This is a genomic window from Undibacterium umbellatum (genome assembly GCF_014284125.1).
In the GTDB taxonomy this organism is placed as follows: Bacteria; Pseudomonadota; Gammaproteobacteria; order Burkholderiales; family Burkholderiaceae_D; genus Undibacterium; species Undibacterium umbellatum.
The window spans coordinates 41,809-56,846 of record NZ_JACOFX010000017.1; the positions used below are offsets into that span (position 1 = coordinate 41,809).

Consider the following 15,038-nt stretch of genomic DNA (forward strand, 5'->3'; position numbering starts at 1 on the left):
CCTTCCTGAACGTCAAATGTCTGGAACCCCATTGCCGCTCAGTAGCTTTTTCGACAAAAAGACGATAGTCATTATCTTCCTGGAAAAAGCGGTATAGCCCTTCAGCCAATTCACTATGGCCTCGAATACCCCCCATAAATTCTAACGCCTCCGGTACCTGGCGGGTGTTTCGCCCACAAGACGTGTAAATAACCGGGAAAAACTGCTGACATCGGAATAACCAACCTCTGCAGTAATACGAGCGATGCTCCAAGTTGTGTTGCTCAACAACTGCTTTGCTTTTTCAACCCGTGCAAGTTGCAGCATATCTAGAGGTGATTGCCCTGTTTCAACTTTGATCCGCCTCAGCAAGGTACTTGGACTTATATGAAAAGTGAGCGCCAGGCGATTAAGGTCATACTCGTCGGCCAATCTCTCACTGAACCAGAGCTGCAATTGTTGTGAAAAAGCTGGCAGACCTCTCTCCATCAAAGCGCTATCGACAAATGGCGATTGGCTGGCACGCTGATTTGATAATAGGGCGACCCGTGCGGTGGCAGTTGCCACTTCAGCACCGAGCGTGCGCTTGACAAGCTGGATGGCAAGATCAAACGATGAGCTGACTGCTCCGGTAGTCATGACTGCGCCGTCCTCCAAAAAAACTGCATCCGCTTGTAGCCTGGTCGCTGGATACCGCCTGGCAAGCTCCGGGGCAAACAGCCAGGCAGTTGTAGATTTGCGGCCATTTAGAAGACCAGCCTCACCCAGCAGGAATGCCCCCACACATGCGGAAGCAACTGCAGTTCCTGCAGCAAAGGTCTTTTTGATGAAAGCAAGCTCGCGTGACAAAGAAGCCAGTCTTTTGTCCCAGTCAACATGGCGGTTTATTTCAAGCCCCGGCACAATGAGTAAATCGTATTTACCTGCAGGGCGTTTAATTCCAACAGAAATTCCACCAGCGATCTTGATGCTTTTCCCCGCGAGACCAATCAGCTCTATATCAAACGCCGGCCCCTTGCGCGCCTTGATATCCAGACCAAGATCCATTCCTATCCTCAGGACATCGGTGATGCCGAACACCTGAGACCCCGTACAGGCTTCGTACACCAATATAGCTATCCGCAAGGAGGTTGAATCTGTCATGACGAGCATCTTTGAATTTTGACGAAATTGGCCATAAAACAGCTGATATCAGCATAGTACTTGAAGGTGGAAAGGATAGACAATAAGCTTATCTGCAAAGCAGGGGCTGGCAGAACACCATTCATCTTCAAGGAAAGTATTGCTATAATCTCGCCTCAAATTATTCGAATTGCCATTGCACCCTTCGGAATGATTAACTGTCACCTCATTATTGGTGAAACTGGCTGCATCCTAGTGGATGCCGGTCTGCCAGGATCAGAATCAAAAATAGGAAATGCACTAAAAAAACGTGGCCTTACATTCAGCGACATTAAACTCATCGTCATCACCCATGCGCATGTAGATCATGCGGGAAGTGCTGCACGGATGCGCGAATTGTCAGGTGCACCGATTCTTGCTCATGAGGGCGACCTTGATTATTACCTTCAAAAGAAGAAGATGACTTTTTGCGCGACGGGATGGTTTGGCCGGCTATTTCTAAAGACAGGCTTAATTTTGCAGCCTTACGTTCCATTTACACCTGACATTTTATTGAAAGCTGGCGACGTACTCGACTTGGCCTGTTTTGGAGCAGCGGGCACAGCCAGGCACACCCCTGGTCACACAGCAGGTTCAGTTTCAGTTCAGCTAGATACCGGGGACGCAATGGTCGGAGATTTACTTGCATCTGGTGTATTGCTTGGCGGGCTCATCAGGACTGGACATGCAATACGCCCGCCATTCGAAGATAATCCAAAAACTGTCTCTGAAGAATTGAAAAAAATGCTGGTTTCAGGCAGTAAGCGTTTTTACATGGGACACGGCGGACCATTGATAGCGCCGGAGGTTCATCGGCACGCGCAATGCTTGCAGTCATTGACAGTACAAAAAAATGATTCCGCAGCTTGCTAACTAGCTTGAGGCTGGTTTGGTCTTTTTCTCCTTCCAATGAAGAGCGCTCCGGTCGAAAAGTTGACCGGACCATCAAAGCACTACCACAGCGATACCTTGCTCACGCCTTGGTGTTCCTGCGTCCAAATGAATCGCTGATCACTTTTATGAGAATTCGCAGGCTGAGAGTCTCAATGGACGGGTGCGACTATTCCCTCGAAACCGTGCCATCCCCATACTCTTCTACAGCAGGGTCCAGATTTTCCGGTGCATGCAGTATCGAAGGGCCTCGGGAACATGCCTGCCGGGTCAGGTATTCCGTCAAGCCTTCGGTTAGCACTGCGGGCGGAATCGTCGCCTGCATTTCGCTCAGTAACTCTTCCGTGGCTCTGACTATCCACTCTACCGTGCGATACTTTGGCGAGACGATCTGGATGTTCTGTGCATCAGTCTGGTCAAAGAAGCCGTGCTGTAGTTTATGTCTGACGTAAGAAAGAGCAGTAATACCAGGAATGGTGCGCTGTTCCAGATATGCCTGTTTACCCTCCTCATCATAACGGACGACGATATCCGGGAATTCGTATCCCTCATCTTCCAGCAGCGCTTCGCTGACGATGCCTGGCAACAAGGGGCGTGCGTCTTCGTGTCCCACCTCGAACAAGAGGATTTTCTTGAGCTTCTTCAATTCTTTCTGCTGTTCTGTATCCGTCTTTTGAATGGCAATAGTCGGGAAGTACTCGCGGATGAAGGCATTGGATTTGTTGATCAGTTCATCCCTGTTGACCTCTGGGCTATGCTGGAAAAACCGGTCGTCCATGTCCATCATCTTCCAGGCGTGGTTCAGGTCGTGGATGAGGAATTCGAGTGGAGATTGCCAGAATTCATCGACATAGACAGGCTCTGTTGATACGCCGATAAAATAGATAGGCGTACCCCTTATTTTCATGAGGTCAGTGGCAGAAATATTATCGAAAGTCGGGATGATGATGACTTCAGGAATCCGGCGCATCAGCTCTTCATAGCGATACCAGTATTTTTTTTGGAAATGGGTACTCAGTTTTTTCTCTGAGCGACATGCAATATCGAAGAAACCCACTGCTTCGAACAGTATACGCAAGGTCGGAGCATACGGACACATTGCACCATTCTGTATCGTGACGTGGTGGAATTTATGCAGCAGTTGATCACGCATAAAGGACAGTGCCGCATTATCGCGACACTTCTCATCCATCTCAGGGAGTGTCATCTGGCTGCGGAAATACTCGACCACTGTCAACAGTTCCAGGACTGGGGTATCCGGGCTATTGTTATTCAACTGAAATCGCGTTCGCAATTCACGGTATAAGTCCACCGGGTTTTTGACCCATTCGCGTATCCATTCGTGATGGGAAATGCCCTGCGTTTTTGTAAAGTTTTTCGCCAGCAGTGCAGCGGCGATCTGTTTGTGATGACCAAAGGCAAAGGCGCCTTCTTTCGCGTTCGGCGTTGTCATCACGCTCTCGGGCAACCACCTGCCGTGAATACCTTTGGTGTCGGCAATTTCGACGAGAAATCCGATCGTATCGACGATATGACGCGGGTCTGAAGGGACAGCAATCTCTTTGAGATGGTCGCGATATCCGTGGGTAACGGTTCTGTCCATGTAGATGCGGGCTTCGTTTTCCGTTTCCTTCTTTGCCCCGTCTTTTACTTCGCTCCGCACAAAATAATATTTCCGTCCGCCCGCTTCTGCAATCCCGTATTCTGGTGCTAAAAATCCGAACACTTTGCTGCCAGTTACCCGGAGTGCTGCAAAAATATTTGCTGGAATGCCAATTTCGTTTTGCTCATCTTCATCTTGTAGCAAGCCGCCCGGCAGAGACATGCCTTCAGGGAAAAATGCCCGGTCCAGGACAAGAAATTCCCGTCCATTTTCTCCATCGCGCATCACGAGCACATCAACCGTCTTGCGCACCATGACGCCCTGATCAATGCGCTGCTTGGCCTGTACTTGAAGCTGTTGATCCGACAATAAGGCTTTTACTACCGCCGACTCACTGGCCAGGTTTACATATTTAGCGATGCTATCTTCGATACCATTCTTGCGGACGGGATCACGCAGACGATGGAACCAATAAATCATATACAGCAGCGATTCTGCATACAGGCTGGCCGGGTAGTTTTGCGTATTGAGGCTTACCGAATATTTATTCAGTATTGCAAGAACGATTTCCGCTGCGCTATCTGCCTGCGCATCTGAGAGCGGAGAAGAAATTTGGGCGGTCATTTCTGGAGTCGGCGTAGATGCGTTCAATGTCATATTATTTTCCGTAAGAATTGCTCATGTTGAATAATCGCATTAATCTTGCCGGTCAATCGCACCTGGAACCAGCCATCATACCGTCAGATAAAGATATACGGTATGAAATTCCCGTCAATAAAGCCAGAAGCGGTCGAGTCTGGCCTGGCCTGAATAATCCAGCATCTAGTTGCCTTCAGTTGCCTGCAGGCATCTGATTAAACTGACAGCTACATCAAGTATATGCTGGCGTACAATAATAGAAAGCCCTTTGAAGATTTGCTATTTCTTAGTCAAGCCTGGATGTGGCGCGAATAAGTATAAAGTAAGTATAAAAACGGAGGCAATACGTGACTTGGTTCGCATTGAATATCAAAAGCGCAGGGTGGCTTATTCTGCTCGCGGCCTCCTTGTTATTTTTTTCCAGGCCTGCCAGTGCGCAGAGCCTGATCAGGACAGCGGCGCAAGAAGCGTCTGCCCCAAAATTCATCGCTATAGTACAAGACGGCAAACCTGCTGTTGGCGGTATATGCATTGATATCATGCGGGCCATTGAAGCGGTGGAGCCTGACATCAAGTTTGTCGGCGACCAAAACTGGCTGCCCCTGGTCCGTATCACTTCTGGCCCCATGGACGCCATTTGCGGCATGCTGCATACGAAAGAGCGCGCACTGCTCTACGACTATATCGATACCCCTATCTTCTCGGTCAGTTATCTGTTGGCTGTACGCGCTGATGACGACATCCAGGTGAGCAGTTGGGACGATATACGCAAGTTGGGGAAGGACGGCATCATCTTGTCCATGCACAACCATGCCATCAATGATCGCTTGAAAGATCAGGGTGGCTTGCTGGTAGATTCCAGTGCGGTATCGTCCAAATCCAATCTGAACAAACTGCTTGCCCGCAGAGGCCGCTTTTATTGTCACCGCTCGCCCGGTATCCTGGCAGAGATACGCCAGGCCGGGCTGGAAGGCCAGATAAAACTGCTACCCAAAGTAATGCTCAAAGATGAGTTCTATATGTTGTTGTCAAAAACTTTAGCGCCTGAAGATGCAAGGAAAGTGAAAGCCGCAATCGCCTTGCTTGAGCGTCAGGGAACATTGGCAAAATTATTTGAAAAATATCAGGAATAAACAGATTAACGGTGCTTTCAGACCTCTATCGCTTTATCTCTTCACCTTCCTTTATCTCTCTTTACTCTTTAATCGCGATTGTGCAAGCTGTCGCGCCCTGTACGCCTTCGCAAACTGGGCTGCGGCTTGCATTGCACATCATCTTGCCTCATGCCCTCTGTTGATGGATTAAATTCTGGTAATACCACTGATGCAAACCGCCTTGGCTGGTCTGGTCAGAGATCAAAAAAGCACCATGTAAAATCTGCATTTGCACCTCAATTGCATCGCATTTTGTTGCCTTCCAACCAAGTGGTATTTAAGTGGCAAGATAATAACAAAACCAGTTGACGCGCAAATTCAGGACCCACATGCTTAATTTTGAGCGGCTATTTGCGGCTAAGACAAGCCACTCAGGAATGTATTTTTGGGAGTAAAGACAAGTTCAACATTCACAAAATCATGGGGGGAGACGGCAATGGAAAATACAACTTTAAGAAACCTGATTCGTAACATGCTGCTGTGCGCGACCAGTGGTGGTTTGCTGGTGGCATGCGGTGGCGGCAGTGACAGTGCTGGTAATGGAACTGGCCCGGCAAGCACACCACAAGCGCCGCCTGCTGTCGCTTCTACGGCTTGCTATGCCGCCTGGGATGCAGCAACACCTTATTACGGCGGTGCGCTGGTCAGTGCGGGCGGTAATAATTATGTCGCGAACTGGTGGACGCGAAATGAAAATCCTGCGACCAACAGCGGGGCCTCTGGCAGCGGCAAACCCTGGACGGGTAAAGGAGCATGTGATGCCACACCAACGCCAACGCCAACGCCTACCCCCACTCCAACACCAACACCAACTCCTACACCAACGCCCACACCTACCCCGACACCTACGCCCACACCAACGCCGACGCCAAACTGTTCTGCCTATGTCGCTGGCACCCAATATGTGGCTGGAAGAGTGGTCAGCAATGCAGGCGGCTTTTATCGTTGCGATGTGGCGGGATGGTGTTCTACCGGTGCATCGGCTTATGAGCCTGGTGTAGGCTGGGCCTGGAACAGTGCCTGGACATCAGTCACATCGAGTGCCTGCCCAACACCAACACCAACTCCTACGCCAACCCCTACTCCGACACCAACCCCTACTCCGACGCCGACGCCGACGCCGACGCCGACGCCAACCCCCACTCCAACACCGACGCCCATCCCCGGTCTGGCCAAGCATGCGCTGGTGGGTTACTGGCATAACTTTACCAACCCCAGCGGCAATACTTATCCTATCTCGCAAGTCAGTAATGACTGGGATGTCATCGTGGTTTCGTTTGGCGATAATGCTGGTGGTGGCAATGTGAGTTTTACGCTGGACCCCGGTGCTGGCAGCGAGGCGCAATTTATTGCGGATATCAAGGCCAAGCAGGCACTAGGGAAAAAAGTGGTGTTATCGCTGGGCGGCCAGAATGGTTCCGTCTCGGTGGGTTCAGATGCAGAGGCGACCAACTTTGCCAACAGCTTGTACGACATCATGAGCACGTACGGTTTTGACGGCATAGATGTGGATCTGGAAAATGGCGTAGCACAGGGCGCACCTATCCAGACTTATTTGCCGATCGGGGTCAAGAAACTGAAGGCCAAAGTTGGAGCGAACTTCTACCTGTCAATGGCACCGGAATGGGTCTATGTGGAAGGTGGTTTTACTTCGTATGGCTCGATCTGGGGAGCTTATATCCCCATCATCAATGCGCTGCGTGATGAGTTGACTATTCTGCATCCGCAGTATTACAACAATGGCGATATTTATACACCTTACCAGTCTGCGCCACTCAGGGCGGGGTCGGCAGACCAGTTGGTGGCAACGGCAAAAATGCTGATTGAGGGCTTTACCTATGGCAGCAATACCTTTGCTGGCCTGCGCCCTGACCAGGTTGGTTTTGGTGTGCCGTCCGGGCGCAGTTCAGCCAATTCTGGCTTTACCACTGCGGCTGATGTCAGCAATGCGCTGAACTGTTTAACCAGGTTGCTGAACTGCGGCACCATCGTGCCCAAACAGGCTTATCCAAACTTCAGAGGGGTCATGACCTGGTCTATCAACTGGGATAAACATGATGGCTATAATTTCTCGGCACCGACCAAGGCTGTCTTGAATACTTTGCCTTGATGCAAAAATGCGCCGCCGGTCGGAAGACGGGCGGCGCAGTTTTACTATACAAAAAACTTGTCGATCAAAAGTCGTGATTAGCCGGGTAATTGCTGAAGAAATCATTATCCCAACGGAAATTCGTCGCGGCGATGGTGACAGAAATATCCAGAGATTCCACGAAATGCCACCAGCCCACAGGCAGGAATAATATCTCGCCTGGCTCCAATATGCATTCGAGCACAGGCACATCCCGCATCATGGGGAAGCGTGTCAAGTCGATGTTGCGGCCATCGACTGGTGTAAAGCAATGGCGCTCATTTTGCAGTTTGGCGAGGTGACATGGCGCGATGAGCTTGACGCGCTTGCGCCCCATGATTTGTATCATGAAGTTATTGGTCAGGTCATGATGGAACGGTGTAATCGTCCCTGCCGGGCCAAACCAGAAAAAGCCTTGCTTGCCCTGGTCTGTCTTCAGATATTCAGGCAATGAGGGTACGTCTTCCCACAGTTCATTAAGTGCCTTGCGGTTGCTTGAATCGTTATTGGCGGTCATATACATGTCATTGCTATGGCCGCTTTTTTCCACCAGATCGACATACTCACCAAAGCGCATCTGGCGTTTGTGGGCGATGCTGTTCATTTCGTAATTGGCGTCGCTATTGCGGCCAAATTGCACTTCTACCTGGCGTTCAGAAAAATGCGCGCGGAACCAGGCCAGGTTCCAGCGGCTGCGCGCCGGGCAATCGTCCAGCATGCCGGTGATAATGACGGGGCGGTTTTGCTGATAATAGTCATGCAAAAACTGTTCGGTGGATAACTGCTGTTTGCGCTCCAGCGCCATCGGTTTTATCTGATCAAGTTTGGCGGCGATGGCCAACACCCAGTCACGCTTGTCGAGGCGGTTCTTGAGTCTTTGTACGCCTTGAAAATAAGGGCTGGACAGCGCGGCACTGATTTCCAGCCTGGCTATGTGCAGACTGAAACCATTCTTTTGCAAGACGTTTTCCAGGGTTGCCGGATGTGCTCCTAGTAGCAGATTTTCTGCAATCCAGCGACGCCAGTCATCGCTCATTGTCTGTGCTGCCTGTGCCTGCTTGTGTAAACCGAGTTGTGCATTCATGTGCTTTCCTCTCGCTGAAAAACTGCGGATGTGATTTTTTTCATTATCACACCCGCAGCCATAGACTACTCGTTAACTGTCACAGTCAACTATTCAGGATTACCGTCCCTTCCAGACTTCGCTACCGAGAACGCCGTTGGCATCACCATCCAGTTCCCAGGTAAATGCGCCACGCAAGTTCTGGTCACGTACATACTTCATCTTGATGGCGATGACAGCCGGATCATCATAACTCCACCATTCGCCATTGTTGGTCAACAGCATCAATTGCTTGGTCACCGGATGCAGGGTGCGCGTACCGGTCTTGTTTTTCAAGACCTTGTAGTCTTCTATCCCTGCTTCATAAGTGGCCGGAGCTGGGCCACCAGTTCCCTGATACAGGCCATTCCCATTTGGCCCGGCACTGACGCCTTTCCAGCCGCGCCCGTAGAATGGAATACCGAGCAAGATTTTATTGCGTGGCATACCTGCTGTGACCAGGGCCTGGATGGCGTCATCGCTATTGTACTTGGCAAGCACACCCGTGGATGGGTCTGCACTATCATGGTACAGCGGTGAGTGGAAGTTGGTGGTGTTTTCCCACCCGCCATGGAAGTCATAGGTCATGACATTCACCCAATCCATGTACTGGCTATACAAGGCAGGTTCGGTCTGGGCGATCTTTTCAGTGCCCGCGCCGATCGCTGCAGTCAGCGCATAACGCTTGTTGTCGAGAGCCCCTTGCGCATCGAGCTGCGCGCGGAATTCTGCCATTAACAAGGTGAAGTTATGCTTGTCATTAACAGCATCAACCGTGTTGTATGGCTGCCCGCCACCGCCTGGATATTCCCAATCGATGTCGATACCGTCAAACACGCCCTTGGCAGCACCTGGACCACCACGCCCATCCTGCACCGGCAAATCACCCGCGATAAACTGCTTGACGCAAGACCTCGCCAGTTGCTTGCGCAAGGCATCCGTCTTCGCTGCTGCAGAGAAGAACTTCGACCAGGTCCAGCCACCGAGTGAAATGAAGACTTTGAGATTTGGATGTGCCGCCTTGAGTAATTTCAGTTGCGCAAAATTACCGGTGAGTTTGGCATCCCAGGGGATGGTTTTGCCATCGACGGTGCGGGCAGGCTGACGCTGATAATCAGCAAAGGCATCGCCACCGGTACCAGCATCAGCAGGGGGCGGGTTGTTATTACCCGTCTCTGCCTTGGTGACCATATCACATTCATAGCCGCCATTTTTTGCATACACATTGCCGAAGGCATAGTTAATGAAGGTCAGTTGATCAGCAATGCTGGTCTGCACACCATTGACTGGCGTCTGCGTGGTATGAATATCTGCTACCTCATAGGCGCGGCCATACACGCCCCATTGCGCAAAGTAAGAACCGACTTCACGGCCACCGACAGGCGTTGGCGTTGGTGTCGGTGTCGGTGTTGGTGTCGGTGTCGGTGTCGGTGTTGGTGTTGGTGTTGGTGTCGGTGTTGGTGTTGGTGTTGGTGTTGGTGTTGGCGTCGGTGTTGGCGTTGGACATGCACTTGACGTCACCGAAGTCCAGGCACTGGTCCAGGCCCAGCCTACACCAGGCTCATAGGCAGATGCGCCGGTAGAACACCAGCCAGCTACATCGCAACGATAAAAGCCACCTGCATTGCTGACGACACTGCCTGCCAGATAACTGGTGCCCGCCACGTAGGGCGCGCAGCTTGGCGTCGGTGTGGGTGTTGGCGTCGGAGTTGGCGTCGGAGTTGGGGTCGGTGTAGGCGTCGGTGTGGGCGTCGGAGTTGGTGTTGGGGTAGGCGTGACCGCACTTACTTCCCATGGTCCCCACTGTTCTGTACCAGGGACATTGCCCTGGGTCCACCACTTGGCCTTATACGTGATGCCTTGGTAAGTGACACAATTGCCTTGTGTATAAACTTGCGTGTTACTCCATACAGCACAACTGCTATCTGCCATCTGCGCCGGTGGCATTGCCATATGTGAGCCTGTCTTGGGCGTATCGCTCAGGTTGCTCGTGTTGCTCCCTCCACCGCAAGCCGCCAGCATGCTGCCGACCAGCCCTAGCATCAGGTAATTCGCGCGATTTCCAGTTCTTTGTCTCATCCTATTCCCCCAGAGGTGTGAATAAACGAATGCCCCAGTTTTTCGAGGTCATTTTCGTGGTTTAGGCTTCATTCTGCGTAGAAACCTTCGGCTACGATGTTGCTTAAAATTTGGGCAGTCAAGTGGTTTTTTTGAAAAGAAAATATTGCTATATCAAAAGAGTCCAATTGGGAAAGATAAATGTGTGAAAGCGGGAATTGACGGGCAAGATGAGAAAAATATATCTTGATAACATGATACCAAAACAATACCAATTATTATCAATACCCTAAGTGGTATTGCTCCAACAAACAGCATATTGATTAAAAAAATTTAGGTTTGATGGAAAACTGTCTTCCAACAATGATTCCCTGAGTGAAGATGCTGATATGCAATATCTACCTGGTCGAGGCTAGCCCAATTTTTGGTCGACGCGTTCAGCGACGTCTTTTTTTCAGCCTGTGGTATGCCGCTTCCATAAGGATGGCAAGACAATGACCACCACTGATGTTGGCGTATCTATAATAACAAGCCGGTATTGAGACAGAAACCTAGCCCCGACCACATACTCATCACCAGTAATATCTCAGGCAGATGAGCGCGCAGCGGCTTGCGTCGTATCAGCATCATGACCGCCATCAGCACAGGCAAAAGCATGCAGGCTTCTATCAGCAAGTTGCGCCAGAAGGCATAACTGATGATGCCGGTATGCGAGGCACCAGGCAGGAATGCCAGGGGAAAATAGAATTCAGTCTTAAGCAAGGGCCACAATAAGGGTAAGGCGCGGCCTACTGCCATATCAAGCAAGAGGTGCGAACACGCAGCCAGAGACAGTATCCAAAAACCTGGCATTGCCTTGCACCTGGGCCAGCAACGCTTTGCCAGCAGCCACACCGTGCTACTCAGTAGCAGGCAAAACAACAGTGAATGCGTGAAGCGCTGTTCGTAACGCAGATGAAAAAACCAGATACCGAAATAATCAAAATCAGGGGCAATCGCCAGCAAGACTGGCAAGCTCATACTGATATGTGGCCGGGGCTGTGGGCCTGTACGGCAAAAATATAGCGTCAGGCCAGCGGCGACATGGGCCAACAGTGAAGACATCGGTGAACGTGGCCAAATGGCAGCTATTGGAGATGCGCCAGCTTAGCTTTGCCGTGTGAAGTGTGTATGCGCTGGGTGTGAAGTGGCTGGAATAATGCGGGCAATTCCCATTCAAAGCGAAACAGGTCGTTCACATTCTCGTTTTCTGTCACTTCTGGTTTGATGGCTGCGCTTGCTCTTGACGCCGGGTGCTACACTGTTTTCCATTCAAATGTGGGGAAGCAATGATGGGCAGTGGCGCAGGCAATTTCATTTTTAGTCTTTTTATCTACGTCTGGCTCTTGCCAATGACGCTGGGGGTTTTGCTTTCCCTGTATATTGCCGGCAAAGGAAATCGCCTGCTGTGGATAGTGCCCATGATCATACTCAGACTGCTGAGCGCGAAACTCTTGAATCTCATCGGCATAACAGGCCAGAAAAAAATGGATCTGCTGGCCCTGTCGTCTGAATGGATGATTGCAGCCATCCTTATCCTGGGTGCTTGCGGCTTCAGAGTTCTGATGATGCGCAGGAAAAAGAAAGTTGATGTACCGGCGACTTAAATCTCCAGGCTGACATACCTTACTTCCAGGATTGCAAGCTCTGCGGTTTCAATGTAAGTCTCACCCCAGCTTGCGCCACGGATTCCCCTGCTTCTTGACATAATGGTGATAGACATAGGACCAAGGCATAACAAGGTAGATCAGGACAACCGCGCCTATCGCCATCACATTGGGCAATAATTTTTCGTCGAATGTGCCATTCAGATAAAGCGGCAAAGGTACAGCGACTAACCACATCGTTTTCCAGATCAGTTCCCACATCAGTATGGGCAACATCTGCAAAGGATAACGAATGCCTAAGGCGCAAAGTAACCAGAATGCGCCCATCATGCAGGTTTGCACACCATGAAAAAATCCCCAGGAAGCAATCGGTTTTTTCGATGCAAGTACTTCTGGCCATAATGTTAAAGCAAGTCCGACGACAACCAATAAATAGATGGCACGCAGTGCATAAAGTCGGATGTTGGAAATGTCGTTCATCGTGTAACTCCAAATTGCTTTCGTTAAAATTGACGTGTTAGCTCGAATAAATTATTTAAGTGTTTTTAATTGTTCTTCCGCATCAGCACGTGCTTTTGGAGATAATAAGGGTGTGAAAGCAAGTGCTTTTTCGAAGGACGCAATGGCTTTATTTTTGTCACCTAATGCCTGCCATGTTTTCCCCAACCGGTACAACACTGCTGCTGTCGCATCGATACTTAGGGATTTTTCCAATTGAGGCAGTGCTTCTTTTAATTTACCTTGTTCTTGTAATGATCTGCCAAGCCCAAGATAGGCGGCTGAAGAATCGGGGTAACGCTGAATCATTTCGCGAAACACTTTTTCTGCATCGGAAAATTTCTTCTCTTTGATCAATGCCAAACCTATCTCGACCAAGATAGCTGACTGCAATTGTGCCGCTGCCGGCGTAGCACTTGCATCGACCGACAATGCGCCGGTGCGTGCTTTTTCCATATCGCCGTCCTTTAAATCAAACTTCGCCTGCAGTAATTTTGCAACTTCCGGGCTTAACTTTTTGGTCTCAAGGATCAGTTCTTTGGCCTTGGAATTACTACCACCCAGAAAGCCCGGCACCTCCAAATAAAAGGACATGAGCGAACTGGCCGCGATAAAATTCCTGGGGTCCAGTTCAATCGCTTTCTTGTACGAATCGCGAATTTTTCCTATCGAGCTGATGCCAGGCATCATGCCACCTTTTTCTGCTCTGGCACCCAGTACATTGCCTAGTGCTTCATGACATTCAGAATTTTTTGGATTACCCGCGATGCATTGTTCTGCGATTTTCACGCCCTCATCGAAACGAGTCGCTTTAGTTTCGATTAAAATTAAATCAATCCTGGCTAGCAAAGCATCGGCATCATTCGCGTTGCTTGCGAGTTTGCTACTGACTGCACGTTCAACTTCGGCATATTTCTTTGCTTTGATGAGTGAGGTGTATTCATGTCCCTGAGCTGATTGCATGCTAAACACTGACGTCAACAGCAGTGCCAATATGCCAGACCGACCTGGTGAGAAGTGAGAACGTGCGGAGCGACTCATAATAATGTCCTGAATGAAATGGGTGAAGATCTGGCGTTTCCGCTTGACCGAAGAAGCCCACATCATTCGTGAGGTATCTTCAAATCGTGATCGATGCTGAAGTATCCTGTTTTCAACTGACGGGATCGAGCAGAAAAAGACGAACGACGGTCTGGTGATCCTGAGTGACGGAAAAACGTCTGTGCCTTACATTTGCGTGTAAGGACGACTCTTTTTGATTGGTGGCGCTAGCAGTCTTTTGGATGCAGAAAGCTGAGTCAGCGTGCACGCCCCTCTGGGGAGCCTAAAGAAAAACCACGTTCTTTGAACGTGGTTCATTGACTTCTGACCTGGAATAACCGTGGCTCTGTACTTACATTTGTTTGAAATGATGCAAATAACTGCGGCTCACTGGCAGTTTTTCAGTCCGTCCTTTCATCGACACGGTGGCTGTTTCGTTCTCGCCACGCGTTACATGGCAGACCTTGTTCATATTCACCACCACCGAGCGATGTATTTGAACAAAGTGGGTGCCATCCAGTTGAACGAGTAGCTCTCTTAGTGAGGTGCGTATCAGTGCTTCTGCAACTTTGCCTTCATCATCACGCCAGGCAATTTGTGTGTATTTTTCATCAGAGCGCAAGAAGTCAATATCTTCGACTGGAATCAGGCGTACAGACTGTCCTATCGACGCTTTAATCCAGCGTAAAGGTTCTGGCGCTGTTTTCCTTTGCAAGCGCGCCTCCAGTTTATCCAATAGCACGTCGATGTCAGGCGCTTCGTGAGCAGCGCCTAAACGCTCACGCACCCGCATCACGGTCTCGACCAGTCGTGCCTGATCGACGGGTTTGACCAAATAGTCCAAAGCCCCTTGCGCAAAAGCCTCTACCGCATATTCGCTATAGGCCGTCACAAAGACCAGGTGCGCACCGCGACCAATCTGGCGCGCTACGTCGATACCCGATATTCCCGGCATATGGATGTCGAGAAAACACACGCTGGGTTTAAGCTCCTTAAATAGTTCTAGCGCTTCACGTCCATTGCGCGCTAGTGCCACGATCTCCAATTCTGGCCAGGTCTCAGAGAGCAAGCGCGCCAGCGAGCTACGCAATAAAGGTTCATCGTCAGCAATTAATGCCGTTGGTCGGGTTGGTTTCAT

Annotated in this window: 12 protein-coding genes; 4 read left to right on the forward strand and 8 right to left on the reverse strand. The window is 50.2% G+C overall.

The genetic code is table 11. The features are described 5' to 3' along the window. Positions 1 to 141 precede the first annotated feature (141 nt). Positions 142 to 1,122: a GlxA family transcriptional regulator gene (locus H8L47_RS23385; protein ID WP_186956015.1), complete on the reverse strand. Its 981-nt coding sequence runs from the start codon at positions 1,120 to 1,122 to the stop codon at positions 142 to 144. Positions 1,123 to 1,188: 66 nt separating this feature from the next. Here H8L47_RS23385 and H8L47_RS23390 point away from each other — a divergent pair, with 66 nt between their 5' ends. After that, positions 1,189 to 2,013, forward strand: coding sequence for an MBL fold metallo-hydrolase (locus H8L47_RS23390; protein ID WP_408057741.1), 825 nt, complete (start codon positions 1,189 to 1,191; stop codon positions 2,011 to 2,013). Between the two features lie 187 nt (positions 2,014 to 2,200). Here H8L47_RS23390 and H8L47_RS23395 read toward each other — a convergent pair whose 3' ends face one another. After that, on the reverse strand, positions 2,201 to 4,291 hold the full coding sequence (locus H8L47_RS23395; protein ID WP_186956016.1) for a hypothetical protein: 2,091 nt from the start codon (positions 4,289 to 4,291) through the stop codon (positions 2,201 to 2,203). A gap of 329 nt (positions 4,292 to 4,620) precedes the next feature. On the opposite strand from H8L47_RS23395, the gene H8L47_RS23400 reads away from it, so the two are divergent. Together H8L47_RS23400 and H8L47_RS29910 are read left to right on the forward strand one after the other, a co-directional pair. Further along, positions 4,621 to 5,406, forward strand: a complete 786-nt coding sequence (locus H8L47_RS23400; RefSeq protein ID WP_186956017.1) for a substrate-binding periplasmic protein — start codon at positions 4,621 to 4,623, stop codon at positions 5,404 to 5,406. Between the two features lie 457 nt (positions 5,407 to 5,863). Further along, positions 5,864 to 7,537, forward strand: coding sequence for a chitinase (locus H8L47_RS29910; protein WP_230413887.1), 1,674 nt, complete (start codon positions 5,864 to 5,866; stop codon positions 7,535 to 7,537). A gap of 64 nt (positions 7,538 to 7,601) precedes the next feature. Here H8L47_RS29910 and H8L47_RS23410 read toward each other — a convergent pair whose 3' ends face one another. From H8L47_RS23410 to H8L47_RS23420, 3 genes are all read right to left on the reverse strand, one after another. Continuing rightward, complete coding sequence (locus tag H8L47_RS23410; protein WP_186956018.1) at positions 7,602 to 8,639, reverse strand: cupin-like domain-containing protein; 1,038 nt, start codon at positions 8,637 to 8,639, stop codon at positions 7,602 to 7,604. Positions 8,640 to 8,738: 99 nt separating this feature from the next. Next, a complete protein-coding gene (locus tag H8L47_RS23415; RefSeq protein ID WP_329605488.1) occupies positions 8,739 to 10,736 on the reverse strand; it encodes a glycosyl hydrolase family 18 protein in 1,998 nt (665 codons plus the stop codon). A gap of 498 nt (positions 10,737 to 11,234) precedes the next feature. Beyond that, positions 11,235 to 11,819 (reverse strand): metal-dependent hydrolase, encoded by a 585-nt coding sequence (locus H8L47_RS23420; protein ID WP_186956019.1) that lies wholly within the window; start codon positions 11,817 to 11,819, stop codon positions 11,235 to 11,237. A gap of 224 nt (positions 11,820 to 12,043) precedes the next feature. Between H8L47_RS23420 and H8L47_RS23425 the strand changes: the two genes are divergently transcribed. Beyond that, positions 12,044 to 12,361, forward strand: a complete 318-nt coding sequence (locus H8L47_RS23425; RefSeq protein ID WP_186956020.1) for a hypothetical protein — start codon at positions 12,044 to 12,046, stop codon at positions 12,359 to 12,361. A 60-nt stretch (positions 12,362 to 12,421) separates the two neighbouring features. Here H8L47_RS23425 and H8L47_RS23430 read toward each other — a convergent pair whose 3' ends face one another. The 3 genes from H8L47_RS23430 to H8L47_RS23440 all read right to left on the reverse strand — a co-directional run bounded on the left by H8L47_RS23430 (position 12,422) and on the right by H8L47_RS23440 (position 15,038). Next, positions 12,422 to 12,841 (reverse strand): hypothetical protein, encoded by a 420-nt coding sequence (locus tag H8L47_RS23430; RefSeq protein WP_186956021.1) that lies wholly within the window; start codon positions 12,839 to 12,841, stop codon positions 12,422 to 12,424. A gap of 51 nt (positions 12,842 to 12,892) precedes the next feature. Then, the gene (locus H8L47_RS23435; protein WP_186956022.1) at positions 12,893 to 13,900 is read right to left on the reverse strand and encodes a tetratricopeptide repeat protein; all 1,008 of its coding nucleotides are present in this window, start codon (positions 13,898 to 13,900) and stop codon (positions 12,893 to 12,895) included. Between the two features lie 352 nt (positions 13,901 to 14,252). Continuing rightward, positions 14,253 to 15,038, reverse strand: a complete 786-nt coding sequence (locus H8L47_RS23440; protein ID WP_186956023.1) for a LytR/AlgR family response regulator transcription factor — start codon at positions 15,036 to 15,038, stop codon at positions 14,253 to 14,255.